The sequence below is a fragment of the Conexibacter arvalis genome (genome assembly GCF_014199525.1).
Taxonomy (GTDB): Bacteria; Actinomycetota; Thermoleophilia; order Solirubrobacterales; family Solirubrobacteraceae; genus Conexibacter; species Conexibacter arvalis.
Window position 1 is genome coordinate 258,120 of sequence record NZ_JACHNU010000002.1, and the last position, 24,115, is coordinate 282,234.

The 24,115-nt window shown below is 75.7% G+C and carries 20 protein-coding genes; 8 read left to right on the plus strand and 12 right to left on the minus strand.

Features of this window, described 5'->3' with window-relative positions:
• Positions 1–14: 14 nt before the first annotated feature.
• On the minus strand, positions 15–959 hold the full coding sequence (locus BDZ31_RS09755) for a phosphatase PAP2 family protein (RefSeq protein WP_183341527.1): 945 nt from the start codon (positions 957–959) through the stop codon (positions 15–17).
• A 104-nt stretch (positions 960–1,063) separates the two neighbouring features.
• Between BDZ31_RS09755 and BDZ31_RS25945 the strand changes: the two genes are divergently transcribed.
• The 5 genes from BDZ31_RS25945 to BDZ31_RS09780 all read left to right on the plus strand — a co-directional run bounded on the left by BDZ31_RS25945 (position 1,064) and on the right by BDZ31_RS09780 (position 8,795).
• Positions 1,064–1,855 (plus strand): helix-turn-helix domain-containing protein, encoded by a 792-nt coding sequence (locus tag BDZ31_RS25945; RefSeq protein ID WP_183341530.1) that lies wholly within the window; start codon positions 1,064–1,066, stop codon positions 1,853–1,855.
• A gap of 66 nt (positions 1,856–1,921) precedes the next feature.
• Complete coding sequence (locus tag BDZ31_RS09765) at positions 1,922–2,929, plus strand: SDR family oxidoreductase (RefSeq protein ID WP_183341531.1); 1,008 nt, start codon at positions 1,922–1,924, stop codon at positions 2,927–2,929.
• A gap of 19 nt (positions 2,930–2,948) precedes the next feature.
• Positions 2,949–4,724, plus strand: coding sequence for a thiamine pyrophosphate-requiring protein (locus BDZ31_RS09770; protein ID WP_183341533.1), 1,776 nt, complete (start codon positions 2,949–2,951; stop codon positions 4,722–4,724).
• A 37-nt stretch (positions 4,725–4,761) separates the two neighbouring features.
• Positions 4,762–5,853: an enolase C-terminal domain-like protein gene (locus tag BDZ31_RS09775; RefSeq protein WP_221242973.1), complete on the plus strand. Its 1,092-nt coding sequence runs from the start codon at positions 4,762–4,764 to the stop codon at positions 5,851–5,853.
• A complete protein-coding gene (locus BDZ31_RS09780; RefSeq protein WP_183341537.1) occupies positions 5,850–8,795 on the plus strand; it encodes an FAD-binding and (Fe-S)-binding domain-containing protein in 2,946 nt (981 codons plus the stop codon). The genes BDZ31_RS09775 and BDZ31_RS09780 overlap by 4 nt, the downstream gene beginning before the upstream one ends.
• Before the next feature lie 48 nt (positions 8,796–8,843).
• On the opposite strand, the gene BDZ31_RS09785 is transcribed toward BDZ31_RS09780, so the two are convergent.
• Together BDZ31_RS09785 and BDZ31_RS09790 are read right to left on the minus strand one after the other, a co-directional pair.
• Positions 8,844–10,634, minus strand: coding sequence for a glycoside hydrolase family 15 protein (locus BDZ31_RS09785; protein ID WP_183341539.1), 1,791 nt, complete (start codon positions 10,632–10,634; stop codon positions 8,844–8,846).
• Positions 10,631–11,377, minus strand: coding sequence for an acetate uptake transporter (locus BDZ31_RS09790; RefSeq protein WP_183341541.1), 747 nt, complete (start codon positions 11,375–11,377; stop codon positions 10,631–10,633). The genes BDZ31_RS09785 and BDZ31_RS09790 overlap by 4 nt, the downstream gene beginning before the upstream one ends.
• A 304-nt stretch (positions 11,378–11,681) precedes the next feature.
• Between BDZ31_RS09790 and BDZ31_RS09795 the strand changes: the two genes are divergently transcribed.
• The 3 genes from BDZ31_RS09795 to BDZ31_RS09805 are packed head-to-tail and all read left to right on the plus strand — an operon-like array spanning position 11,682 to position 15,204.
• Positions 11,682–12,806 (plus strand): acyl-CoA dehydrogenase family protein, encoded by a 1,125-nt coding sequence (locus BDZ31_RS09795; RefSeq protein WP_183341543.1) that lies wholly within the window; start codon positions 11,682–11,684, stop codon positions 12,804–12,806.
• On the plus strand, positions 12,803–13,633 hold the full coding sequence (locus tag BDZ31_RS09800; protein ID WP_183341544.1) for a phosphate/phosphite/phosphonate ABC transporter substrate-binding protein: 831 nt from the start codon (positions 12,803–12,805) through the stop codon (positions 13,631–13,633). Before BDZ31_RS09795 ends, BDZ31_RS09800 begins: the two co-directional genes overlap by 4 nt.
• Complete coding sequence (locus tag BDZ31_RS09805) at positions 13,630–15,204, plus strand: hypothetical protein (RefSeq protein WP_183341547.1); 1,575 nt, start codon at positions 13,630–13,632, stop codon at positions 15,202–15,204. Before BDZ31_RS09800 ends, BDZ31_RS09805 begins: the two co-directional genes overlap by 4 nt.
• 1 nt (position 15,205) lies before the next feature.
• Here the strand turns inward: BDZ31_RS09805 and qcrB are convergent, their stop codons facing one another.
• Genes qcrB through BDZ31_RS09850 form a run of 9 tightly spaced genes read right to left on the minus strand, consistent with a single transcriptional unit; the run spans position 15,206 to position 24,073 of the window.
• A complete protein-coding gene (gene qcrB, locus BDZ31_RS09810; RefSeq protein WP_183341549.1) occupies positions 15,206–16,648 on the minus strand; it encodes a cytochrome bc1 complex cytochrome b subunit in 1,443 nt (480 codons plus the stop codon).
• Positions 16,645–17,655 carry a QcrA and Rieske domain-containing protein gene (locus BDZ31_RS09815; protein WP_183341551.1) on the minus strand — a complete coding sequence of 337 codons (1,011 nt, stop codon included), beginning with the start codon at positions 17,653–17,655 and terminating at the stop codon, positions 16,645–16,647. Before BDZ31_RS09815 ends, qcrB begins: the two co-directional genes overlap by 4 nt.
• Complete coding sequence (locus BDZ31_RS24885; RefSeq protein WP_183341553.1) at positions 17,652–18,638, minus strand: c-type cytochrome; 987 nt, start codon at positions 18,636–18,638, stop codon at positions 17,652–17,654. Before BDZ31_RS24885 ends, BDZ31_RS09815 begins: the two co-directional genes overlap by 4 nt.
• Positions 18,635–19,690 carry a cytochrome c oxidase assembly protein gene (locus tag BDZ31_RS09825; RefSeq protein ID WP_183341555.1) on the minus strand — a complete coding sequence of 352 codons (1,056 nt, stop codon included), beginning with the start codon at positions 19,688–19,690 and terminating at the stop codon, positions 18,635–18,637. Before BDZ31_RS09825 ends, BDZ31_RS24885 begins: the two co-directional genes overlap by 4 nt.
• Positions 19,687–20,157, minus strand: coding sequence for a hypothetical protein (locus BDZ31_RS09830; RefSeq protein ID WP_183341557.1), 471 nt, complete (start codon positions 20,155–20,157; stop codon positions 19,687–19,689). Before BDZ31_RS09830 ends, BDZ31_RS09825 begins: the two co-directional genes overlap by 4 nt.
• Positions 20,154–21,833 carry a cytochrome c oxidase subunit I gene (locus tag BDZ31_RS09835; RefSeq protein WP_183341559.1) on the minus strand — a complete coding sequence of 560 codons (1,680 nt, stop codon included), beginning with the start codon at positions 21,831–21,833 and terminating at the stop codon, positions 20,154–20,156. The genes BDZ31_RS09830 and BDZ31_RS09835 overlap by 4 nt, the downstream gene beginning before the upstream one ends.
• Complete coding sequence (locus BDZ31_RS25950; protein ID WP_183341561.1) at positions 21,830–22,510, minus strand: cytochrome c oxidase subunit II; 681 nt, start codon at positions 22,508–22,510, stop codon at positions 21,830–21,832. The genes BDZ31_RS09835 and BDZ31_RS25950 overlap by 4 nt, the downstream gene beginning before the upstream one ends.
• Positions 22,507–23,127 carry a hypothetical protein gene (locus BDZ31_RS09845; RefSeq protein WP_183341563.1) on the minus strand — a complete coding sequence of 207 codons (621 nt, stop codon included), beginning with the start codon at positions 23,125–23,127 and terminating at the stop codon, positions 22,507–22,509. The genes BDZ31_RS25950 and BDZ31_RS09845 overlap by 4 nt, the downstream gene beginning before the upstream one ends.
• The gene (locus tag BDZ31_RS09850; RefSeq protein WP_183341565.1) at positions 23,102–24,073 is read right to left on the minus strand and encodes a DUF892 family protein; all 972 of its coding nucleotides are present in this window, start codon (positions 24,071–24,073) and stop codon (positions 23,102–23,104) included. Before BDZ31_RS09850 ends, BDZ31_RS09845 begins: the two co-directional genes overlap by 26 nt.
• Positions 24,074–24,115: the final 42 nt, after the last annotated feature.

A 24,115-nucleotide genomic window follows, 5' to 3' on the forward strand; every position in this document is an offset into this window, starting at 1 on the left:
GCCTCTCTCCCGGATCACGGCTCGAGCCGACGCCAGCGCGCGTCGACGCGCCTGGCGACCGGACCCAGCGCCGGTTCGAGCGCGGCGACCGCGAGCGCCAGGCCGCCGCCGGCGAGCAGGTCGACGACGTAGTGCTCGCCGAGGTAGACGAGCGCCACGCCGAGCACGAGGGCGTACGAGAGGCCGGCGGCTCCCGCGGCCGGGTGGAGCTCGGCGAGCGCGAGCGCGGCCGCCAGCGCGGCCGCGAAGTGGTCGGAGGGCATCGAGCCCCACGGGTTCGCGCCGACCACGTCGTCCTGCTCGAGCGGCTTGCCGCGGAGGTCGCGCAGCACCCGCATCACGACGCGCTGGACGTCGCCGTGCAGCACGCCGGCGCGCTCCGCCGCCCACCACGGCGGCGCGGTCGGCAGCAGCCAGTAGCCGGCCAGCGTGAGGTCGAAGGTGGCGGCCTGCCGCGTCGCGAGCGCGCCGAAGCGGTCGGGTCGGAGCAGCAGGACGGCGCCCATCGCGAGGTGCGGCTCGGCCTCCCAGAAGGCGTAGACGGCCGTGAGGGCGCGGTCGAGCCAGCTCACGCGAGCGGGGTCGCGCAGCGCGCCCTGGAGCCGCTCGGTCGGCGTCGTCCCGCCCGCGAGCGCGCGATCGGCTCGCACCGGCTCGACCACCCGCAGCCTGCTCGCGATCCGCTCCGGGCGGTCGTACGGGATCTCGAACGCCGCCGTGTAGGCCCACATCTGTGCTGCCCACAGCAGCACGTGCCGCGAGCGGCTGCGCGGCAGCGCGCCGGCGACGGCGAGCGGGACCGAGACGGCGAGCGCGGTGCTCAGCGAGCGCGGCAGCCCGAGCGCGCGCCGTCGCCGCACGAGCAGCACCGTCGGCGGCACGGCGGCGAGCAGGAGCCAGCGCACCCGCGAGATCGCCGGGGGTGCGTGGGAGCCGATTCCCAGCGCGAAACGCCGCATCACGTTGTGCTGCCCGCCACGGGCGTCGCGAAGCGGGTGCCGCAACGCACGCGTGCCAGGTCCTCTTTGACCGCCGCCGGGCGGCGGGTAGATGGAACAGCGGCGTGAGCGTTCCACCACCGGACCCATTCGACGCGATCGGGCTCCGTGCGACGACCGCCGTCGAGCTGTTCCCGCTCGACCCAAGGCTCGCGGAGCAGCTGCCGGCATCCGAGATGCGGCGGGCCGGGGAGCGAGCGTGGGCCCGCGTCGTCGCGCTTCCGGCCGGAATCGCCGCGCTGCCCGCCGACGCCGGCTCGTTTCCCGGCTGGTTCGGGCTGCTCGTGCTCGACGGCCTCCTGCTGCGCCGGGTCGAGGTCGGCCGGGCCTCGTGGCCGGAGCTGCTCGGCGACGGCGACCTGATGCGGCCGTGGACGACGGCCGGCGACGCGCTGTCGTCGATCCCGTCGCATGCGCGGTTCGAGGTCCTCGCGCCCGCGCGCGTCGCGCTGCTCGACCGCGCCTTCGCGCAGCGCGTCGCCCCGTGGCCGGAGATCGCCGCCGCACTGCTCGAGCGCGCGGTCGAGCGGTCGCACTGGCTGGCGTCGCATCTGGCGGCAGGGCAGCCGGCGCTGATCGACGAGCGGGTGTGGATGGTCCTGTGGCATCTCGCCGACCGCTGGGGCACGACCAGCGCCGCGGGCGTCGAGCTGGAGCTGCCCAGCCTGAGCCATCGCGTGCTCGCGGAGATGCTCGGCGCCCGGCGGCCGACCGTCTCGCTCGCCGTCAGACGGCTCGCGGCGGCAGGGTTCCTGACCCACGTGCCGCGGCAGGGCTGGACGCTGCACGCCCGCCCCGAGGCGTTCCCCGCGAGCGCCGGGCGGCGCGAGCGGGCACGCGCCGGCCCGCCGGCCTGACGCGCACGTCACCGATCAAACCGCGGCGCCCGCTTGCCCCGATCGCATCCGGGTAGCGGGAGGGTCATGCGCAGCCAGGACCGGACGATCGTCGTCACCGGCGCCTCGGCCGGCGTCGGCCGCGCGATCGCGCGTCGCTTCGCCCGCGACCCCGGCGCGCGCGTCGCGCTGCTGGCCCGCGGCCGGGACGGCCTCGAGGCGGCCCGGCGCGAGGTCGAGGCGGCGGGCGCGCAGGCGCTGCCGCTGGTCGTCGACGTCGCCGACGCCGACGCGGTCGACGCGGCGGCGGAGACGGTGGAGCAGCGGCTCGGGCCGATCGACGTGTGGGTCAACGACGCGATGACGACGGTCTTCGCGTGGTTCGAGGAGGTCACCCCCGACGAGTACCGGCGCGCGACCGAGGTGACCTACCTCGGCACGGTCTGGGGCACGCGCGCGGCGCTGGCGCGCATGCTCCCGCGCGACCGCGGCACGATCGTCCAGGTCGGCTCCGCGCTCGCGTATCGCGGCATCCCGCTGCAGGCGCCGTACTGCGGCGCCAAGCACGCGATCAAGGGCTTCCAGGAGTCGCTGCGGTGCGAGCTGCGCAGCAGAGGCAGCCGCGTCCACCTCACGATGGTCCAGCTGCCCGGCGTCAACACGCCGCAGTTCGAGCACTGCCGCGACAAGCTGCCGGAGTCCTCGCGGCCGGTGCCGCCGGTCTTCCAGCCCGAGGTCGCCGCCGACGCGGTCCACTGGGCGGCCGGCCACCGCCGCCGCGAGCTGTGGGTCGGGCTGCCGACCGTCCGCACGGTCCTCGGCAACCGCCTGTCGCCGGCGTTCACCGAGCGCTACCTCGCCCGCACCGCCGTCAGGTCGCAGCAGACCGGCGAGCGGACCGCGCCCGGCCGGCCCGACAACCTCTTCTCCCCCGTCCCCGGAGACGCCGGCGCGCACGGGCCCTTCGACGCCGAGGCCCGCCGCCGCAGCCCGCAGCTGTCGGCCGCGACCCATCGCCACCTGCTCGGCGCGGGCGTCGCCTCCGCCGCGGCGGCCGCCGCGCTCGCGCTGCGGCGCGCCGCCCACTCCAGCTGACCCCGACCAGGAGCCACCGATGCCAGACACCGCCCATTTCATCCTCGACCGCCTCGCCGACTGGGGCGTCGAGCGGATCTACGGCTATCCCGGCGACGGCATCAACGGCCTGATGGGCGCCTTCCACCAGGCGCAGGAGCGGATCGAGTTCGTGCAGACCCGCCACGAGGAGATCGCGGCGTTCGCGGCGACCGCGCACGCGAAGCTGACCGGCGAGGTCGGCGTCTGCATGGCGACCTCCGGGCCGGGCGCGATCCACCTCCTCAACGGCCTCTACGACGCGAAGCTCGACCACCAGCCGGTCGTCGCGATCGTCGGCCAGCAGAAGCGGATGTCGGTCGGCGGCAGCTACCAGCAGGAGGTCGACCTGCAGGTCCTGTTCAAGGACGTCGCCTCCGAGTTCGTCCACACCTGCATGGAGCCCGAGCAGGCCCGCCACCTGATCGACCGCGCCGTGCGGATCGCGAAGGCGACCCGCTCGGTCACGTGCGTGATCGTGCCCAACGACGTGCAGGAGGCGCCGTACGAGCCGCCGCCGCGCGCCCATGGCGCGGTGATGTCGTCGATCGGCTTCGGCAGGCCGCTCGTCCGCCCGCGCGACGAGGACCTGCGCCGCGCCGCCGAGGTGCTCAACGCCGGCGAGCGGGTCGCGATCCTCGCCGGCCAGGGCGCGCTCGGCGCCGCGCGCGAGCTGGTCGAGGTCGCCGACGTGCTCGGCGCCGGCGTCGCGAAGGCGCTCAACGGACGGGCCGTCCTGCCCGACGACCTGCCGTTCGTGACCGGCTCGATCGGCCTGCTCGGGACGAAGCCGACCTACGAGATGGTCGAGGGCTGCGACACGCTGCTGATGGTCGGCTCCAGCTTCCCCTACTCGGAGTGGCTGCCGCCCGAGGGCCAGGCGCGCGGCGTGCAGATCGACATCGACGGCCGCATGCTCAACCTCCGCTACCCGATGGAGGTCGGCCTCACCGGCGACAGCGCCGAGACGCTGCGCGCGCTGCTCCCGCTCTTGCACCCCAAGCGGGACCGCGCCTGGCGCGAGCAGATCGAGCAGGAGGTCGCGCGCTGGTGGGAGATCCTCGACGCGCGCGCCCACGACGGCGCCGACCCGCTCAACCCGCAGCTGCTCTTCCACGAGCTGTCGCCGCGGCTGCCCGACCGCGCGATCGTCACCGCCGACTCCGGCTCGGCGACCAACTGGTGGGCGCGCCACCTCAGACTGCGCGCCGGCATGGACGCGATCCTCTCCGGCACGCTCGCGACGATGTGCCCGGCGGTCCCCTACGCGCTCGCCGCCAAGCTCGCGCACCCCGACCGGCCCGTGATCGCCTGCCTCGGCGACGGCGCGATGCAGATGCTCGGCATCAACGCGCTGATCGACCTCGCCCGCTACCGCGACCGCTGGGCCGATCAGCGGCTGGTCGTGCTCGTCCTCCACAACGACGACCTCAACCAGGTGACGTGGGAGCAGCGCGTCCTCTCCGGCGACCCGAAGCTCGACGTCTCCCAGCAGCTGCCCGACTTCCCCTACGCGCGCTACGCCGAGCTGATCGGCCTGAAGGGCATCCGCGTCGACCGGCCCGACCAGGTCGCGCCGGCGTGGGACGAGGCGCTGTCGGCCGACCGGCCGGTCGTGCTGGAGGCGATCACCGACCCCGAGGTGCCGCCGCTCCCGCCGCACATCAGACTCGAGCAGGCGAGAAAGCTGCTCGGCGCGCTGCCCGGCGACGCCGCCCGCGGCGAGATCGTCAAGCAGGCGGTCAAGGGCAAGGTGCAGGAGTTCGTCAACCGCTGAGGCCGGCTCGATGCGCCCGGAGGCGACCGTAGAGAGCGTGCGCGTCAGCGCCTACGAGGTCCCGACCGCGACCGACGCCGAGTCGGACGGCACCCGCACCTGGCGCGCGACGACGCTGGTGCTGGTCGAGGCACGCGGCGGGGGCGAGCACGGCCTCGGCTACACCTACGCCCATCCCGCCGCCGGCGCGATCGCGGCCGACGTGCTCGGCCCGTCGGTGAGCGGCGCCGACGCGCTGGCGCCGGGGATCGCCTACGAGCGGATGCACGTCGCGATCCGCCAGCTCGGCCACGCCGGAGTCGCCGCGATGGCGCTGTCGGCGATCGACGTCGCGCTGTGGGACCTGCGCGCGCGGCTGCTGGGGCTGCCGCTCGCCGACGCGATCGGCCGCGTCCGCGACCGCGTGCCGGCGTACGGCAGCGGCGGCTTCACCGACTACGACGAGCGCCAGCTGCGCGAGCAGGCGCGCGGCTGGATGGCGCAGGGCTTCCCGCGGGTGAAGGTGAAGGTCGGCCGCGACAAGCGCGCCGACCCCGCGCGGCTCGACGTCGTGCGCGACGAGATCGGCGACGCGGTCGAGCTGCTCGTCGACGGCAACGGCGCCTACCTGCCGCACGAGGCGGTCGGCTGGGCGCGGCGGTTCGCCGCCGAGCACGGCGTCCGCTGGTTCGAGGAGCCGGTCAGCTCGCAGGACCGCGCGGGGCTGCGCCACGTGCGCGCCCACGCGCCCGACGGGATGGCGATCGCCGCCGGCGAGTACGCGTGGGACCTGCCCGACCTCGTCGCGCTGCGCGACGCCGGCGCGGTCGACGTGATGCAGGCCGACGTCAGCCGCTGCGGCGGCGTCACCGGGATGCTGCGCGCCGACGGGCTCTGCCGCGCCGCCGAGCTGCCGTTCTCCGCCCACTGCGTGCCGGCGGTGATGGCGCACGTCGGCTGTGGCATGGCGTCGCTGCTGCACACCGAGCACTTCTTCGACCACGCGCGCGTCGAGCGCCTGCTGTTCGACGGCGCGCCCGTCCCGCGCGACGGCGATCTCGTCCCCGACCCGGCGCGTCCCGGGCTCGGCCTCGAGCTGCGGCGCGCGGACGCCGACCGCTATGCGCTGAGCGCGAAGGAGGCCGCATGACCGCGACCGCGCTGACGGCGATCGACCTCGCCGGCCTCAGACGCCGGCTGACCGAGACGGTCTCCGGCGACGTCCGCTTCGACGCGCAGGCGAAGGGGATGTACGCGACCGACGCGTCGAACTTCCGGCAGGTGCCGATCGCCGTCGTGATCCCCCGCACGCTCGACGACGTCGTCGCCGTCCACGTCGCCTGCCGCGACGTCGGCGCGCCGCTGCTGCCGCGCGGCTGCGGGACGAGCCTCTCCGGCGAGACCGTCAACCGCGCGGTCGTGATCGACGTCTCCAGACACCTGACCGCGATCGGCGAGGTCGACGTCGCGGCACGCACGGTCACCGTCGAGCCCGGCGCGATCAACGAGCAGGTCAACCGCGCGACCGGGCCGCACGGCCTGATCTTCGGCCCCGACCCCTCGACCCACTCGCGCTGCACGATCGGCGGCAACGTCGGCAACAACTCCTGCGGCATCCACTCGCTGCAGTCGCAGCTCTACGGCCCCGGGCCGCGCACCTCCGACAACGTCGCCGCGCTCGACGTCGTGACCGCCGACGGCGCCCGCTTCGAGGTCGGCGTCGGCGAGGAGGAGCAGCTCGACGCGATCGTCGCCGCAGGCGGGCGCAAGGGCGAGATCTACGCCGCGCTGCGCCAGCTGCGCGACCGCCACGCCGACGCGATCCGAGCCGGCTACCCGTCGGTCGAGCGGCTCCCGCGGCGCGTCTCGGGCTACAACCTCGACGAGCTGCTGCCCGAGCGCGGCTTCAACGTCGCGCGGGCGCTCGTCGGCACCGAGGGCACGTGCGCCACCGTGCTGCGCGCGACGCTCCTGCTGACCCCGGCGATGCTCCACCGCACGCTCGTCGTCGTCGAGTACGACGACCTCGCCGACGCCTGCACGCACATCGCCGAGATCGTCGCCTTCGGCCCGATCGGCCTGGAGGGGCTCGACCGGCGGCTGATCGAGAACCAGACGATCCAGCGCAGCAACCTCGCGGCGCTGCGCGAGCTGCCGGAGCGTCCCAAGGGCGACGCCTGGCTGCTCGTGCAGTTCGGCGACGAGACCGCCGACGGCTGCGCCGAGCGGGTCGAGCGCTTCCGCGCGTGGCTGGGCGACAACGGCTACGCCGACGATCGAATCGCGCTGTTCGGCAGCGACGAGGACGGCGGCCACAGCAGCGACATCTGGAGGATCCGCGAGGGCGGGCTCGGCTCGACCGCCTTCCCGCCCGACGGCCGCGACCACTGGCCCGGCTGGGAGGACTCCGCGGTCCCGCCCGAGCGGCTCGGCGAGTACATCCCGCGGCTGCAGGCGCTGTACGCCCGCCACGGCCTGCGCGGCGCGATGTACGGCCACTTCGGTCAGGGCTGCATCCACTCGCGGATCGACTTCGACCTGCGCAGCGCCGCCGGCGTCCGCCGCTATCGCGCCTTCCTCGAGGATGCCGCCGAGCTGGTCGCCTCGTTCGGCGGCTCGCTGTCGGGCGAGCATGGCGACGGCCAGCAGCGGGCCGAGCTGCTCGACCGCCAGTACGGCCCCGAGCTGCTGGAGGCGATGCGCGAGTTCAAGCGGATCTGGGACCCCGAGGGACGGATGAACCCCGGCAAGGTCGTCGACCCGCGCCGCCTCGACGACGACCTGCGCCTCGGCCCGGGCTCCAACCCGGCCCGTCCGCCGGTCCGCTTCGACTACCCCGACGACGGCGGCGACTTCGCCCACGCGGCGCTGCGCTGCGTCGGCGTCGGCGAATGCCGCGTCCCGGATCCCGCCACCGTCATGTGCCCGAGCTTCCAGGCGACCGGCGACGAGCAGCATTCGACGCGCGGCCGCGCGCGGCTGCTCTACGAGATGCTCGACGGGCGCGTGATCGACGACGGCTGGCGCAGCGCGGAGGTCTTCGACGCGCTCGACCTCTGCCTCGCGTGCAAGGGCTGCACGAGCGACTGCCCCGTCCACGTCGACATGCCGACGCTCAAGGCCGAGTTCCTCCACCACCACTATCGGCGCAGACGCCGGCCGCGCCACGCCTACGCGTTCGGCTTCGTCGACCAGGCGGCGCGGCTCGCGTCGCTGGCGCCGGCGCTCGTCAACGCCGCGACGCGGACCGAGCCGCTCGCCGGCGCCGCCAAGCGGGCGGCCGGCGTCGACCCGCAGCGGTCGATCCCGCGCTTCGCGCGCGTGCCGCTGCGCCGCTGGTTCCGCCGCCGCGGCGGCGGCCGCAACCCCGGCGGGCCGCGGGTCGTGCTGTGGCCCGACACCTTCAACGACTACTTCCACGCCGACGTCGGGGTCGCCTGCGTCGAGGCGCTCGAGGCCGGCGGCTGGCATGTCGTGATGCCGACCGGGCACGTCTGCTGCGGGCGGCCGCTGTACGACTACGGCCTGCTCGACGCCGTCGAGCGCTACCTGCGCAGAACGCTCGCGGTGCTGCGGGAGGAGGTCCGCGCCGGCACCCCGGTCGTCGGCATCGAGCCGAGCTGCCTCGCCGTCTTCGCCGAGGAGCTGCCGAAGCTGCTGCCGCACGACGACGACGCCGCGCGCCTGCGCGACTGCGCCGTCCACTTCGACGAATTCGTCGAGCGCGAGCGGCTGCCGCTGCCGCGGCTGCGCGGACGCGCGCTGCTGTGGGGCCACTGCCACCACAAGGCGACGGGCGGGATGGTGCCGTCGCTGGCGGCGCTGCGGCGGATGGGGCTGGAGGCGAGCGAGATCCGCGGCGGCTGCTGCGGCCTCGCCGGCTCGTGGGGCTTCGAGGACGGCAAGCACGACATCTCGCTGCGCTGCGGCGAGCAGGCGCTGCTGCCGGCCGTGCGCGACGCCGATCCCGACACGCTGATCGTCGCCGACGGCTTCTCCTGCAAGACGCAGATCGAGCAGGCCGGCACCGGGCGCCGCGCGCTCCACCTCGGCGAGCTGATCGCGCGCGGCCGGCGCGCCGGCATGCCGTGACCGTCGCGCGGCCGGTCGGACGCCCGGGCGACCGACCGCCGGCGCGGCTCAGCCGGCGTCGTGGAGCGCGAGCCGGGCGCCGATCTGGGCGAGGTGGGTCAGCGCCTGCGGGTAGTTGCCCAGCGGCGCGCCGGCGGCCGGGTCGTGCTGCTCGCTCCACAGCCCGGTCGGGCTGGCGGTCGCGAGCGCGCGCTCGTAGCGGCGCCACGCCGCGTCGAGCCGCCCCTGGCGCGCGAGCGCCTCGCTGAGCCAGAAGGAGCAGGCGAGGAAGGCGCCCTCGCGGCCGGGCAGGCCGTCGTCGCCGTCGTAGCGGCGGACGAGGCCGTCGTCGTCGAGCGCGTCGGCGATCGCGTCGGCCGTCCCGACCATGCGCGCGTCGTCCCACTCGACGAAGCCGGTGACCGGCAGCAGCAGCGCCGCCGCGTCGAGCTCGCGTGCGCCGAACGCCTGCACGAAGGCGCCGCGCCGCTCGTCCCACCCGTCGCGGGCGATCGCGTCGGCGACCGCGTCGCGCTCGCGCCGCCAGCGCGCGGTCGGCGCGTCGCCGTCGCCGAGCGCCTCGGCCAGCCGCGCGCCGCGGTCGAGCGCGGCCCAGCAGGCGGCCTTGGAGTGGACTAACTGCCGTCTCGGCCCGCGCCACTCCCAGATGCCGCGATCGGGCGCGCGCCACCGCGCCGCCGCGGCGTCGGCGACCGAGCGCAGGAACCGCCATTCGTCGCCGTCGGGGGTGCGGCCGCGCTGATGGCGCTCCCAGGCGAGGTTGACCAGCTCTCCGAGCGTGTCGAGCTGGGCCTGCTCGGCGGCGCCGTTGCCGACGCGCACCGGCCGCGCGCCGCCGTAGCCGCAGAGCGACAGCTCGCGCTCCTCGATCCGCCGCTCGCCGCCGATGCCGAACAGCACCTGCAGCTCGTCGGCGTGCCCGGCGGCGCTGCGCAGCGCGAACCGCTCGAAGCGATCGGCCGCCTGCTCGTTCCCGACCCGCGCCAGCGTCCGCCCCGCGAAGACCGAGTCGCGGATCCAGCTGTAGCGGTAGTCCCAGTTGCGGCTGCCGCCCTCGGCCTCCGGCAGCGACGTCGTCGGCGCGGCGACGATCGCCCCCGACGGCGCGTAGACGAGCGCGAGCAGGATCAGCGCCGACCGTCTCGTCGTCGCGTCCGGGCAGCGGTCGAGCGTCGCCGCCAGCCGCCGCCACGCCGCGGCGGTCGCCTCCAGGCGGCGCTCCAGCTCGGCGGCGTCCGCCGGCGGCGGCCGCCGCTCCGCCTCCGCCGCCGCGTGCATCCCCAGGCTCAGCCAGCTGCGCTCGCCGGCGTCGAGTCCCAGCTCGACGACGAGCTCGTGATCGCCGATCCGCTCGACGCCGGCCTCCGCCCACACGTCGAGCGCGTCGTCGCCGCCGATCGCCCAGGCGCGGCGCGGGTCGTCGCACCGCAGCCACGGACGGACCTCGCCGTAGTCGAAGCGCGGCGCGATCCGCAGCTCCAGCTCGGCGCGCCCCGCGAGGCAGTCGACGCGGCGCGCGAGCTGGTGGGGCGCGCTCGCGCCGTCCTCGCCGAGCAGGAGCGCGTCGTGGAAGCGCACCGTCGCGCCGCGGCAGTCGACCGTCGTCTCCAGCACCATCGTGTCGTCGCGGTAGCGCTGCGAGCCGTTCAGCCGGTCCCCGTCCGGCGCGCGCACCACCAGCGCGCCGCCGCGCTCGCCGTCGAGCAGCCGCGCGAAGCAGCTGCCGTGGTCGAAGCGCGGCAGGCAGCACCAGTCGAGCGCGCCGTCGTCGGCGACCAACGCGCTGCCGTGGCGATCCGACAGCAGCGCGTAGTCGCTCAGACGGCGCGCCCGGCTCACTGCCCGTGGCGGACGCCCGGCTCGCCGAGCTCGAACTCGATCGTCTGGTGGGCGATGTGGCCGGGCACGTTGGCCTCTCTCTTGCGCGCGCCCAGCGGCAGCACGACCCGCCCGAAGGTGCTCTCGAGCATCATCGCGCTCGCCGTGTACCAGGCCAGCGCGGCGGAGGCGATCAGGACCCAGCCGCCGACCTGCAGCCAGGTCGAGGCGCCGGTCAGGTAGCCGACGGCGAGCAGGCCGGCGCCGACCCACAGGGTCGTCAGCACGCCCGTGAGCGACAGGTTGACCGCCATCGCCGCGATCGACCCGGAGAAGGTGATCGCCGCGAGCGCGAGGAACCAGAACCCGAGCTCGGTGAAGGTGCCGGTGGGAATCGTCAGCGTGCCGGTGGCGCCGAGCAGGAACAACAGCCCGAAGGCCATCCAGAACGCGCCCCACATCCCGTGCATCGCCGTCGCGAGCCCGTCGCGAGCGCGGTAGGCCCACATGCCCGCGGCGAACTGGGCGAGGCCGCCGAAGAAGGCGGCGAACGGGAACAGGAACTCCGGCGAGGTGGTCGTCCCATACCATCTCGCCAGGTGCGCCGCGACGATGAACGTCGCCCCCGCGAAGCCGAACAAGCCGAGGATCGACGGGGCCGCGATCGGCTGCAGGAAGACGCGGGTGTTGTCACGCCAGCCTTCGATCGTGCGATGGCCGTCGTGTCGCTGGATGCCGGTCTGATCCGGCGTGATGGCAGACATGCTGCACCTCGATGAGACGGAGGATCTCCTACACCTGCCAGGTGCCCGCTCTCCCGCCCGGCTAGCGGCCGGCAGCGTCATCGATGTGACGGTCCGGGGCACGGTCGCGCCCCCCTTCCGCGCCCGCGCCCGCGAACGGCGGCCGGCTCCGCCGACCGCGTCGTTCGCGCCCGAACGGGTACCGACCGCTTCATGACCGCGCCGCAGAGGGAGGTGATCGACGTGCGCATGCGCTGAGCGGCAGGCCGACGGCCGCGCCGTGCGCGCGGCGGAGCGATCACCTTCGATGCGAAAGGCGGACTCGATGACAGCGTTGGACGAGCGCGCGGCGGCGGCCGTGCGCGACCGGATCGCGGCGACGGCGGCGGCCGTCGACCGTGAGCGGAGCTTCCCCGCCGCCTCGCTCGCTGCGCTCGGCGAGCAGGGCCTGCTCGGGCTGACCGTGCCGGCCGAGCACGGCGGCGCCGGCGGCGGGCTGAGCGCGCTCGCCGAGGCGGGCGAGACGGTCGGCGGCGCATGCGCCTCGACCGGGATGACCTTCCTGATGCACGCCGTGACGGCGGCGACCGTCGCCGGCGGCGGCGGGCCGCGCGCGGCAGCGCTGCTGCGCGAGCTGGCCGACGGCGAGCGGATCGGCACGCTCGCCTTCAGCGAGCGCGGCACCGGAGCCCACTTCCACGCGCCCGAGCTGCGCGTCGAGCGCGACGGCGACGGGCGGCTGCGGATCTCCGGCCGCAAGTCGTTCGTCACCTCCGGCGGCCACGCCGGCCTCTACCTGGTGCTCGTGCAGAGCGACGACGGCGGCGGCCTCGACTGCTACGCGGTCGACGGCGGCGCCGACGGGATCGCCTTCGAGGGCTCCTGGGAGGGGATCGGGATGGCCGGCAACTCGTCGGTCGCGATGGTGCTCGACGGCGTCGCCGTCTCCGAGGAGGACCGGATCGGCGTGCACGGCGCCGGCGGCGCGCTCGTCTTCGACGTCGTCGCGCCGTTCTTCCTCGTCGGGCTGGCGGCGGTCAACGTCGGGATCGCCGCGGCGGCGCAGGCGGCGGCGACCGAGCACGCGAAGCGCCGCTCCTACGCGGACGGCTCGACGCTCGCCGAGGTCCAGTCGATCCAGCACGCGCTCGCCGACATCGACCTGACCGTCCGCCAGGCGCGCCTGCTCGTGCGCGACGCCGCCGCGCTCGGCGACGCCGGCGACCCCGGCGCGCTGGTCGCGATCATGGCGGCGAAGGTCGCCGCGACCGAGGCGGCGCGCGACGTCACCCAGCAGGCGCTGGAGATCTGCGGCGGCCAGGGCTGCACGCCGGCGCTGCCGATCGAGCGCCACCTGCGCGACGCGCGCGCCGGCGCGGTGATGGCGCCGACCAACGGCGTGCTGCGCAGCTGGATCGGCAAGGCGCTCGCGGGGCTCCCGGTCCCATGAGCGCGCGCAGCGACGCGATCACCGTCGGCGCGGTCGCCTACCACCCGCGGATCGTGACGATCTGGGAGCGGTTCCGGACCTATTTCGCGGAGGCCGGCGTGCCGACCGACTACCTCCTCTACTCCAACTACGAGCGCCTCGTCGACGCGGTGCTGTCCGGCGAGGTCGAGATCGGCTGGAACACCAACACCGCGTTCGTCGCGCTCGAGCGGCGGCTCGGGCGCGAGGCGCGGATCCTTGGCATGCGCGACGTCGACGCCGCCTACGCGACCGTGCTCGTCACCCGCCGCGGCGAGGCGTTCGACGACCCGCGCGCGCTGGCCGGCCGCACGCTCGCGTTGGGCAGCCGCGACTCCGGCCACGCGGCGATCCTGCCGCTCCACTACCTGCGCCGACACGGGCTCGACGCAGCCGGCGTCTGCGAGCTGGTCCGGTTCGACAGCGACCTCGGCAAGCACGGCGACACCGGCGACTCGGAGCTGCGCGTCGTCCAGGCGGTCGCCGCGGGCGAGGCCGACGCCGGCGCGCTCGGCGACGCGACCTGGGCCGCCTTCCGCGCCGCCGGCCTGCCGGCGACGCACGGGCTGGAGGTCGCGTGGCGATCGCCGATCTACAGCCACTGCAACTTCACCGCGCTGCCGGGCTTCGACCCGGCGCTGGCCGAGCGGTGGACGGCGGCGCTGTTGGCGATGGATCGCGACGACCCGACCCTGCGCGAGGCGATGGACCTCGAAGGGGTCAGACGCTGGCTGCCGGGCGACCGGGCCGGCTACGCCGACCTGTTCGAGGCGGTCGAAGCGCAGGAGCGCGCGGAGGCGGCGACGTGAGCGGGAGCGACGGCGCCCGCCCCGGCGCGGCGCGGGGCGGCGGGCGCGGCGGCGGGAGCGACGGGCACGGCGGGAGCGAGAGCGGCGGCCGGGCGCGCCAGCTCGACGCCGAGCGCCTCGAGCTCGGCGGCGGCCTGGAGGTGCTGCTCCAGGCCGCGCTCGCCGGCATGGCGCCGGGCGAGCAGGTCGAGGTCGTCACCCGCTCGCGCGCCGTCGCGCTCGAGCTGCCCGGCTGGGCCCGCCTGGAGGGCCACGCCGCCGCCGAGCCGCGCCGCGTCGAGCGGCGCGGCGCCGGCGGCGCGACAGCCGCGGCGACGGGCGGCCGCGAGCCGTCGGCCGCCGCGCCGCCCGAGCGCGACCGCGGCCGCTGGGCCGTCCGCCTGCGCCGCGGCCCCGGCAGCCGCGTCGCGGTCGCGACGGACCCGCACGCGACGCGCCCCGGCGCCGCGCCGCACGCCCACGCCGGCGACCGGCGCGCCGCCGCACCAGGCACCGCCACACCAGGCACCGCCACACCAGGCACCGCCACACCAGGCACCGCCGCACCAGGCACCGCCGCACCAGGCGCCGCCGCGCCCGGCGGTCCCCCGCCCCCGCCGCTGCGCGACGGCGGCCGCTTCCACACCGCCGACGTGCGCGGCGGCGGCGCGGCGCCGCCGGTCCCGGATGCCGCCGCGCGCGCCGCCGGGCTGGCGCCGCTCGGCGCCCTCCCCGAGCCCGGCGCCCCGGCCTTCGACTGGCCGCTGCACCGCCGCGACCAGCTCTGGGCCGACGACGTCGCGGAGCTGGCCGAACAGGCGACCGCGGAGCAGTGGGACGCGACCGCCGACGTGCCGTGGGCGGAGGCCGGCCGCCTCGCCGAGCCGCTCGACCGCGCGGTCGGCCAGGTGATGACGTTCATCGCGCAGAACGAGTACGCCGCCCTCTACGTCCCCGCGGCCTTCCTCCCCCAGGTCCACCCGGCCTACCCCGAGGCGCTCCAATGGCTGGCCGGCCACGTCCACGACGAAGCCCGCCACGTCGAGGTCTTCACCAAGCGCGCCCTGCTCTGCCGCGAGCCCGGCCACGCGCTCGCCGCGACCGAGCTGTCGCTCAGGACCCTGCTCGACGAGCACGACTTCACCAACGCCGCGCTGCTGCTCAACGTGCTCGGCGAGGGGACGTTCCTCGACCTGCTGCGGTTCGTCGAGCGCCACGCGCCCGACCCCGCCACCGCCGCGGCCGCCCGCCTCGCCCACCGCGACGAGCGCCGCCACGTCCACTTCGGCATCTCCCACGTCCGCCACGCGCTCGCCGGCGATCCCGAGCGCCGCGCCGCGCTCGTCTCCGCCGCCGAGCAGCGGGCAGCGAAGCTGACCGAGCTGACCGGCCTCAGCCCGCTGCTGACCGAGGGCCTCACGATCATCGCCGCCGGCTCGCTGCGCCCAGCCGCGCTCTCCGACGGCGCCGCCGCCGTCCGCGGCCTGCTCGCGACGATGGAGGAGAACCGGATCCGCCGCCTGCGCGCGGCCGGCTTCGACGCCGCGACCGCCACGCGGCTCTCCGAGCTGCACACCCCGAACCTGATGTGAGCTACCGCGGCGGGGCGGCCTCGCCGGCCGCCTCGTCGGTCGGCGCCTCCTCCGGCTGCGCGGCCCAGCCGCCGTCGTCGCGAGCGCGCACGACCTCGCCGCTCCAGCCGCGCAGCGGATGGCGCTCGCGGGCGCGCAGCTCCTCGCACAGCCGCCGCGTCACGAGGTAGGCGACGACCGGCCCGGCGATCGCCGCGCCGCGCAGGAACCAGATCTGCGCCTCGTAGGAGATCAGCGTGCGGAAGGCGAAGCGGTCGACCGAGCCGGCGAAGAGGATCACGAAGACCCAGGTCGCGAGCGCGGCGAAGCTGGCGGTGCGGCGCGGGTTGTCGCGCGGCCGGTCGAGCGTCTCGTGTCTGGCCCGGTCGCCCCACCGGCGCTTGTCGATCCACGGCCAGAGGTAGAGGATCCCGAAGACGACGAGCGGGTAGAGCGCGCCGCCCCAGAAGGGGTTCGGCACGGCCACGTAGTCGCCGAAGCGCACCTCCAGCGGCGGCATCAGCCGCAGCGCGCCGATCAGCCAGCCAAGGTACCAGTCGGGCTGCGCGCCGTTGGTCGACAGCGCCGTCTCGTACGGGCCCCACAGCCAGATCGGGTTGATCTGCACCAGCCCGCCGAGCAGCAACAGGAGGCCGGCGACGATCAGGAAGAGGCCGATCGAGCGCAGCGCGTAGGCGGCCCACAGCGGCGTGCCGACGACGGCGCGCTCGCCGCGCGGACCGCCCGGGAACTGCGTGTGGTGCTGGCGGATCACCTGCACGAGGTGGACCGTCAGCAGCCCGCCGATCGCGACCGGGATCAGCAGCACGTGGAGGATCTCCATCCGCGGCCAGATCGCGCTCGACCCCGGGTACTCGCCGCCCCAGAAGAGGATCGCGAGGTCGCCGCCGACGAACGGGATCGAGCCGGCGACCGAGTAGGCGATCGCGAGCCCCATCCCGGACAGCAGGTCGTCTATCAGCGAGTAGCCGAGGAAGCCCTCCACGAGCGCGAGCGCGAGCATCGTGACGCCGACGAGGTAGTTGAGCTCGCGCGGTCTGCGGAAGGCGCCCGTCAGGCAGATGCGGGCGAGGTGGAGCGCGATCGCGACGACGAAGACGTTCGCCGCCCAGTGGTGGGTCTGGCGCAGCAGGTTGCCGGCCGGCAGGTCGAAGACGATCCGCAGCACCGACTCGTACTGGGCCCCCATCGTCCGCCCCTGCAGCGGCGCGTAGCTGCCGGTGTACGTGACCGTCTCGTCGCTGGGCACGTAGTTGAGCGACAGGAAGACGCCGGTCGCGACGAGCATCACGAAGGCGTAGAGCGCGATCTCGCCCAGCATGAACGACCAGTGGTCGGGGAAGACGTAGCGCAGCGTCGAGCGCAGCAGCGAGCCGGCGCCGAGCCGCTGGTCGACGAAGCGGACCGGATCGCGCACCGGGTCCGGCCGCGGGACGAGCCTCACGCCTCCGTCTCCCGCTCGCCGGCGTAGGAGGGCCCGACCTGCCCGATGAAGCCGCCGGCGGCGACCAGCTCGCCGGCTGCGTTGACCTGCAGCGGCAGCTGCGGCAGCGGACGGCCGGCCGGCCCGAACAGGACCGCCCCGCCGCGGCGCGGGTCGAACGTCGAGAAGTGGCAGGGGCAGACGAGCGCCGGCTCCGGCGCGGTCGCCGGATGGAGCGGATGGCGGTACATCGAGACCGCGCAGGAGGCGTGGGTGCAGATCCGCGAGTAGGCGATCACGCCGCCGGGCGCGGCCGCTCTGCGCGCGGCGCTCATCTCCAGCTCCTCGGGCGCGAAGCGCAGCAGCATCACCGGGGCGTCGAGCGTGTTGCGATCGGCCGCCTCCGGGAAGGCGAGCACGACCGTCCCCTCCGTGATCTGCTCCGGTCTCAGCGGTCTCCCCTCGCTGTCGACCAGGCGCCGGCCGCGGCGCCACGGGGTCGCCGTGATCCGGTCGCCGACGGCCGGGCCCAGCGACGCGACCGGGACGACCGCCGCCGCGCCGATCGTCGCGCCGGCCAGCCCGGCGGCGGCGGCGAGCATGCCGCGGCGGGAGACGCCCTCGCCGGCCTCGCGGACGATCGCGCCGACGTCGTCGACCTTGCGCTCGTCGGCCAGCTGCTCGTAGGGCTCGCTCGCGGTCTCCTGCGGGACGACGCGCTTGCCGGCGAAGGCGGCGGCGATCCCGCAGATCACCAGCGCCCCGCCGAGGCAGAGGCCGAGCAGCTGCGTGTCGGGCCGCACGACGTAGAGGACGACGAAGGCCGCGGCCGCGAGCGCGCCGACGAGCAGCAGCGCGGCGACCAGCAGCTCGGCGCGCGGCGTCGAGGGCGTCTCGCGCGCGAGCGCGTCCGGCGGCTCGGCGCGACGGGGCGCGGGCGGCTCCTGCGCGCGCCGGCGCGGGCGCAGACGCCGCAGCAGCCGCAGGCCGATCCACGCCAGCGCGATCCGCAGCCGCGACTCACTCATCTCGTCGTCCGCTCCCCGATCAGCCGGATCGTCAGCAGCAGCGCCGCGCCGGCCAGCAGCCACGCGACCATCCCCTCGGGCACCGGGCCGATGTGGCCGATGCCCCAGCCGCCGACGTCGTCGGGCTGCCGCGTCCACGTGACGTAGCGGGCGAGCGAGTCGACCTGCTCCTGCGTCAGCTGGTCGCCGAAGGCCGGCATCACGTACGGGCCGATCTCGATCGCCTCCGCGACGTCGAGCGGGCTCGCCTCCTGCAGGCCAGGCACCCACGCGCCGGTCGTGATGCCGCCGCGCCCGACGATCTGGTGGCAGCCGGCGCACAGCTCGCCGAACACTCTGAAGCCGACGGAGAGGTCGCCGGCGGCCGGGTCGACGGACGGGATCGGCGGGCCGCCGAAGCTGCCGACGTAGGCGACGAGCGCCGCGATCTGCCGCTCGTCGTAGAACGGCTCCTTGCGCTGCGGCTCGTCCTGCGGGTCCTCCATCGGCATCCGCCCGGTCCGCAGGTAGAAGTCGGCCGACGCCGCCCCGACGCCGCGCAGCGACGGCGCGACGTCCTCGATCCCGCGCGCGTCCTCGCCGTGGCAGCTGGCGCAGCCCGAGAGGAACAGCCGCCGCCCCTCCGCGAGCTGCCCGGGCGTGGCGGACGCGGGGTCGCTCCCGCTCGCGGCGGCCGGCGCGGGCTCGCTCCCGGTCACGGTCGGCGGGGCTGCTCCGATCGCCGCGGGCGGCGCCGGGCCCGTCGCGGTTCCGGACGCGGCGGGCGATGTCGGCGTGTTCCCGGTCGCGGCGGGCGGCTCGTCCCCGGCCTGGGCACCGACCGACGGCGCCTGCGAGGCGAGCGCGCCGAGCCCGATCGCGGCGGCGAGCGACGCGCAGCCGATCGCCGCCGCGACGCGCACGGGCCGCGGCAGCAGCGGTCGCCGTCGCGCGACCGCGCGCGCCAGACGGCGCGCACGCGACAGATGCCGGTGTCCGCTCACGCCGAGCCTCCAGTTCGCGGCGTCGAGCCGGCCGGCGGCTGCTCACGCGAGCGCGATCCGTCCGCCCCCGCGCCCGCCCCGCCGGCGCGCTCGCGCACGAGCTGCCGCGCCTCCACCCCGGCGCCCCCTTCTCGCACGTCGGCCCCCGCGCCCGCCCCGCCGGCGCGTTCACGCACGACCTGCCGCGCCTCCGCGCCCGCGCCCCGTTCACGCACGACCACCCCCGCGCTCGCCCCGCCGGCGCGCTCGCGCACGAGCTGCCGCTGCTCCTCCGCGAGCACGGCGCGCCAGCCGATCGCGACGGCGAGCAGCGCCATCAGCGCCGACCCGCCGATCCACATGATCGTCCCGGCGAGGCGCTGGTCGGCGAGCGCGTCGGTCCCGTACCGCGCCGCGCCGTCGGCGTACGGCGCGTAGACGACGGTCGAGGCGGTCGCGAGCGCGACGCCGACCGCCGTCATCGCCGGCATCGAGGCGAGCACGAGCAGGACGCGCACGAGCGGCGAGCGCGCCCGCGGCTGCGGCGGCAGCGCCAGGACCGGGATCCAGAACAGCAGCGCCGCGGTCAGGTAGAGGACGTGCTCGGCGTCGTGCAGCAGCGGCGAGCGCACGGCCGCGTCGTAGAACGCCGGCAGATGGGTCGCGACGAGCACGACGCTCAGCAGGGCGAGCACGACGATCGGATCGGTCGCGACGCGCGCCGTGCGTCCGCCGAGCAGCCGCGCCAGCGCCCGCCGCGATGCCGGCGGCAGCGCCCGCAGCGCCAGCGCCTGCGGCCGACCGGCGATCAGCAGCGGCGGGACCGCGACGAGCAGGACGAGGTGCTGGACCATGTGGACGGAGAGCAGCCGCTCGCCGACGGCGTGCAACCCCGATTCGAGCGCGACCCCGAGCAGCGCGAGCCCCGCGAGGAAGGCCGCGGTCGACGTCGCCGGCCAGCGGCGCACCCGCCGCACGCCGGCGAGGTAGGCGCCCGCGCAGGCCGCGAGCGCGAGCATGAGGCCGGGGTCGAACCGCCACTCGCTCAGCAGGTCGCGCGCAAGCGGACTCACCGCGCCTCCTCCCGCCGGCCGCCGGACCCGAACTCCGGTCGTTCGTACCCCTCTGCGGGGTGCAGACGACCGGAGTTCCCCTCCCGACCGGCCCGCGCGCCGGCCCGCGCCCGCGCCAGCGCCCGCCGCTGCGCCCGGCCCTCGCGCACGAGCCCGCCGATCGCGAGCAGCGCGAGGCCGCCGCCGATCAGCGCCAGCCACAGCCCCAGCTCGGCGCCGAGCGCTGCCAGCACGATCGCGACGCCGAGCAGGACCGTCGGCGGGCTGAGATCCGGCAGCGCCCGCACTCCGCCGTGGAGCGCCCGGCCCCAACCGGCCAGCGCGAGCACGACGGCGATCGCCGCCATCACCGCGACCGTGCCGCCGAACAGCGCGAGGCTGTCGGCGTCGTCGAGCCCGACGAACAGCAGGCCGACGAGCATGATCGCCGCCATCAGCGCGCCCCAGCCGAGGAAGACGCGGGTCACGGCGCCGGCTCCTCGCGCGCGGCCGGCGCGCGGCGGGCGTCGGCACCGCCGGCCGCCTCCCCCAGCTCCCGCTCCGCCCGCGACCGCTCCTCGCGCAGGTCGAGCAGCGGCGCGTACGAGCGGACCGGCGGAAGGCGATCGAAGTTGTGGCGCGGCGGCGGCGAGGCGGTCGCCCACTCGAGCGTCTGCCCGCCCCACGGGTCGGGGCCGGCCGGCTCGCCGATCCGCCGCGAGCGCAGCACGTTGACGACGAACAGCAGGAAGGCGACGAGCAGCATGTACGCGCCGATCGTCGACAGCAGGTTGAGCCCGTCCCAGTCGCGGAAGGCGGGGTAGTCGGCGACCTGCCGCGGCATCCCGTCGAAGCCGAGCACGAACATCGGCACGAACGTCAGCAGCGCGCCGACGAACATCAGCGCGCACTGCCAGATCCCGAGCGCCTCCGACAGCCGCCGCCCCGTGACCTTCGGGAACCAGTGGAAGATCGCGGCGAAGAGGCCGAAGACGGTGCCGCCGAAGAGCGTGTAGTGGAAGTGCGCGACGACGACGTAGGAGTCGTGCGCGTGGTAGTCGAGCGGCGGCGAGGCGACGAAGACCCCCGACAGCCCGCCGATCAGGAACAGCAGCACGAAGCCGAGCGCGAACAGCATCGGCGTCCGCAGCACGATCCGCCCGCGCCACATCGTCCCGAGGAAGGCGAAGTACTCGATCCCCGCCGGTATCGCGATCATCGTCGAGGTCAGCGAGAAGAACCTGTTGTTCACGCCCTGCGTCGTGAACATGTGGTGGGCCCACACGCTCGTCGACAGCGCCGCGAACAGCAGCAGCGACAGGACCGTCACTCTGTAGCCGAAGAAGCGCCGCCGCGAGAAGGTCGCGATCACCTCCCCGACCGCCCCGACGAGCGGGAAGAAGATCACGTAGACGAGCGGGTGGGCGAAGAACCAGAAGAGGTTCTGGTAGGTGATGCTGCCGCCGCCGACGGTGAAGACGTCGGTCACGTTGCGGTCGATGAACAGCAGCGCCATCGTCGCCAGCACGACCGGCCAGGCGACGAGCACCATCAGCAGCGTCGCGACCATCGACCAGCAGAACAGCGGCATCCGCAGCAACGTCATCCCCGGCGCGCGCCGCCGCACGATCGTCGCCATGACCGAGCAGCCGAGCAGCAGCACCCCGAGTTGCGAGAGCGCGACGCCGAGCACCCACAGGTCGCCGCCGGTCCCCGGCGAGCTGGCGGAGTCCGACAGCGGCAGGAACGCGAACCACGCCCATCTCGCGGCCCCGCCCTCGGTCAGGAAGCCGCTCCAGACCGTCAGCGCGCCGCCGAGGTAGAGCCAGTAGCCGAGCAGCGCCAGGCGCGGCCAGACGATCTCGGCGGCGCCGAGCTGCAGCGGCACGAAGTAGGTCGCGACCCCCATCACGACCGGCGGCGCGAACAGCAGGATCATCGTCGTGCCGTGCATCGTGAACAGCTGGTTGTAGGCGTCGTGGTCGAGGAACTGCATCCCCGAGTGCGCCAGCTCGGTGCGCATCAGCAACGCGAGGACCCCGCCGGCGAAGAAGAAGCCGAGCGCCGTCACCGTCGTCGCCAACCCGATCCGCTTGTGGTCGGTCGCCGACAGCAGCTCGACGAGCGTTGGGCGTCGCAGCGACACGCTCGGCGCGGCGCTCATCTCCCCCGCTCCCGCGTCCAGGCGTCGTAGTCGGCCTGCGACAGCACACGGATGTCGAAGTCCATCTCGGCGTGTCTCAGCCCGCAGAACTGGTTGCACTGGCCGCCGCTGCGCCAGAAGCCCTGGTCGGGGAAGACGACCGTCATCGTCGTCGTGCGACCGGGGAAGACGTCCTGCTTGAAGCGTCGCTCGGGAATCCAGATCGCGTGGATCACGTCGAGCGAGGTCATCCGCAGCGTGACCGGCCGGTCCTCGGGCAGCGTCAGCGTCGGCACCCGCAGGTCGGTCCCGATCTCGCTGATCCCGTGCCGCGGGTAGTCGAAGCGCCAGTTCCAGCGCGCGCCGGTCACGTCGACGAGCTCGGCGTCGGCGGGCGGCTCGCCGCGGTCGAGGCCCTGCGCGGTCACGCGATAGCCGGGGTCGTCCATCGTGCTGAAGGTCAGCCAGACGAGCACGGCGACGATGCAGGCGACGATCCCGGCGTAGGTCAGCTCCAGCGGGGTGTTGCCGCTGCGCCCGGGCGCCGGGGCGGCGTCGTCGTCGCCGCGCGCCCGGTAGCGGACGACGAAGACGACGACGAGCACGGCGATCAGCAGCCAGATCGCGACCCCGATCGCCCAGTAGACGTCGAACAGGTCGGTGAACTCGCGCCGGATGTCGCCGACGCCGTCGCTCACCGCGCCGCCCCCGCGGCATGTGCCTCGACGGCCGCCGCGCGCGCGTCGGCGCGGCGTTCCGCCAGTCGCGCGCTCGCCAGCCCGAGCACGAGGCCGTAGAGCGCGAAGGCGGCCCACCAGCCCCACGTCGGCAGCGAACGCGACAGCAGGTCGTCGTCCTGCAGCCCGTTCGCGAGCACGTTGACGAGCACCAGCTGGAGCGCGAGGCCGTAGGCGACGCCGATCGCGCTCGCGAGCCCCCGCGCGGGGCGGGCGCCGAGGCAGAGGACGACCAGCGCCGCGCCCGGTACGCCGAGCAGCGCGCCGCCGAGCAGCAGCAGCGCGAGGCCGGCGGCGATCGCGCCGAGGTGGAAGTCGCCGTGGAAGGCGTCGGGCCCGAAGACGAGCGCGGCCGGTGCGGTGATCGCCGTCCAGGTGCTCGAGCGGATGCCGGTGACCGCGGTGCGCGAGGCGGCGGTCTCGCCGATCGCGGCGAGCAGCACCGTCGCGGCGAGCGCGGCCCGCAGCCCGGCACGCGATCCGACGGCCGCGGTCGCCGCGGCCGGCAGCTCCAGCAGCGGCTGCCGGCGGGCCGGCGCCGGAGCGGGGCGCTCAGGTGGACGGTCGACCGCTGCCATCGCCGCCGCCGATACCCGCAGCCGGCCGGTTCGACACGGCGGCTCCGCCTCCGCTCGCCTCCCAGTTGGCGGCGAGCCGCGCCGCCATCGCGCGCTCGTCGGCGGCGATCGCGTCGGCGAGCGCGGCGGTGCGCTCGTCGCCGCTCTCGCGCGACAGCCGCTCGACCTGCTCCCACGCCTCCGCCTGGCGACGCTCGTGGGCGAGCAGCGCCGCGGCGTCGTGCGCCTCGGGATGGCGCCGCAGCCGCGGCGGCTGCGCGGCGAGGTGGGCGGCGGCTCTGGCGGCGGCGTCGCGCCGCCATGACGGCCGCCCGCCGAGCTGCGCCAGCCGCGTCCGGATCATCGCCGCGTGACGGTTGGTCTCCTTGTGGTGGAGCGCGAGATCGTGGACCAGCTCCTCGTCCCGTGCCCGCCAGCGCATCGCGGCCAGCTCTCTCAGCTCCGCCTGCTCGCGCGCGTGCAAGGACTGCAGCGCGTCGATCAGCGCCCTGCGCCGCTCGGGCGCGAGCTCCGTGCGGTGCCTCCCCTCGCGCGGCGGCGACTCGACCGCCTCGATCCGCCTTGCGCCGCCGGGGCCGATCCCGTAGCGGGCGCGAGCGGCCGCGCGGTCGGCCGGCGCGAGCCGTTCGCCGACCCGCAGCCGCGGCGCCTGCGCGAGCAGCGGCGCGGTCGCCGCCACGCGGTTCCGCGCCCCGGTCGGCTCGGCGTCGCGCACGGGCGCGAGCGCGCCCTCGGCCGGCTCGCCGGCGGCCGTCGAATCTTCCGCGCCGCGAACTGCCGCGCTGGCCCCACCGGCCGTCGCGGCCTGCTCCGGCGCGATCACCAGCCATTCCGGCGCGCCGCTCTCGACGTCGGGGACGACGGCGACGATCGTGCCCAGCGGCGCGTCCCACGGATCCTGCGCCGCGCGCCCGACCCAGCTCAGCGCCTCGCTCATCGTCTCCATCGCCCGCTCCTCTCCGCGCGCCCGGCGCGCTCGCGCTTCAGC

What these genes read in the sequence shown, in the direction of transcription:
- BDZ31_RS09755 (WP_183341527.1), bottom strand. Translation starts at nt 959, where the DNA reads ATGCGGCGTTTCGCGCTGGGAATCGGCTCCCACGCACCCCCGGCGATC.
- BDZ31_RS09765 (WP_183341531.1), top strand. Translation starts at nt 1,922, where the DNA reads ATGCGCAGCCAGGACCGGACGATCGTCGTCACCGGCGCCTCGGCCGGC.
- BDZ31_RS09770 (WP_183341533.1), top strand. Translation starts at nt 2,949, where the DNA reads ATGCCAGACACCGCCCATTTCATCCTCGACCGCCTCGCCGACTGGGGC.
- BDZ31_RS09780 (WP_183341537.1), top strand. Translation starts at nt 5,850, where the DNA reads ATGACCGCGACCGCGCTGACGGCGATCGACCTCGCCGGCCTCAGACGC.
- BDZ31_RS09790 (WP_183341541.1), bottom strand. Translation starts at nt 11,377, where the DNA reads ATGTCTGCCATCACGCCGGATCAGACCGGCATCCAGCGACACGACGGC.
- BDZ31_RS09795 (WP_183341543.1), top strand. Translation starts at nt 11,682, where the DNA reads ATGACAGCGTTGGACGAGCGCGCGGCGGCGGCCGTGCGCGACCGGATC.
- BDZ31_RS09800 (WP_183341544.1), top strand. Translation starts at nt 12,803, where the DNA reads ATGAGCGCGCGCAGCGACGCGATCACCGTCGGCGCGGTCGCCTACCAC.
- BDZ31_RS09815 (WP_183341551.1), bottom strand. Translation starts at nt 17,655, where the DNA reads ATGAGTGAGTCGCGGCTGCGGATCGCGCTGGCGTGGATCGGCCTGCGG.
- BDZ31_RS09835 (WP_183341559.1), bottom strand. Translation starts at nt 21,833, where the DNA reads ATGAGCGCCGCGCCGAGCGTGTCGCTGCGACGCCCAACGCTCGTCGAG.
- BDZ31_RS09845 (WP_183341563.1), bottom strand. Translation starts at nt 23,127, where the DNA reads ATGGCAGCGGTCGACCGTCCACCTGAGCGCCCCGCTCCGGCGCCGGCC.
- BDZ31_RS09850 (WP_183341565.1), bottom strand. Translation starts at nt 24,073, where the DNA reads ATGGAGACGATGAGCGAGGCGCTGAGCTGGGTCGGGCGCGCGGCGCAG.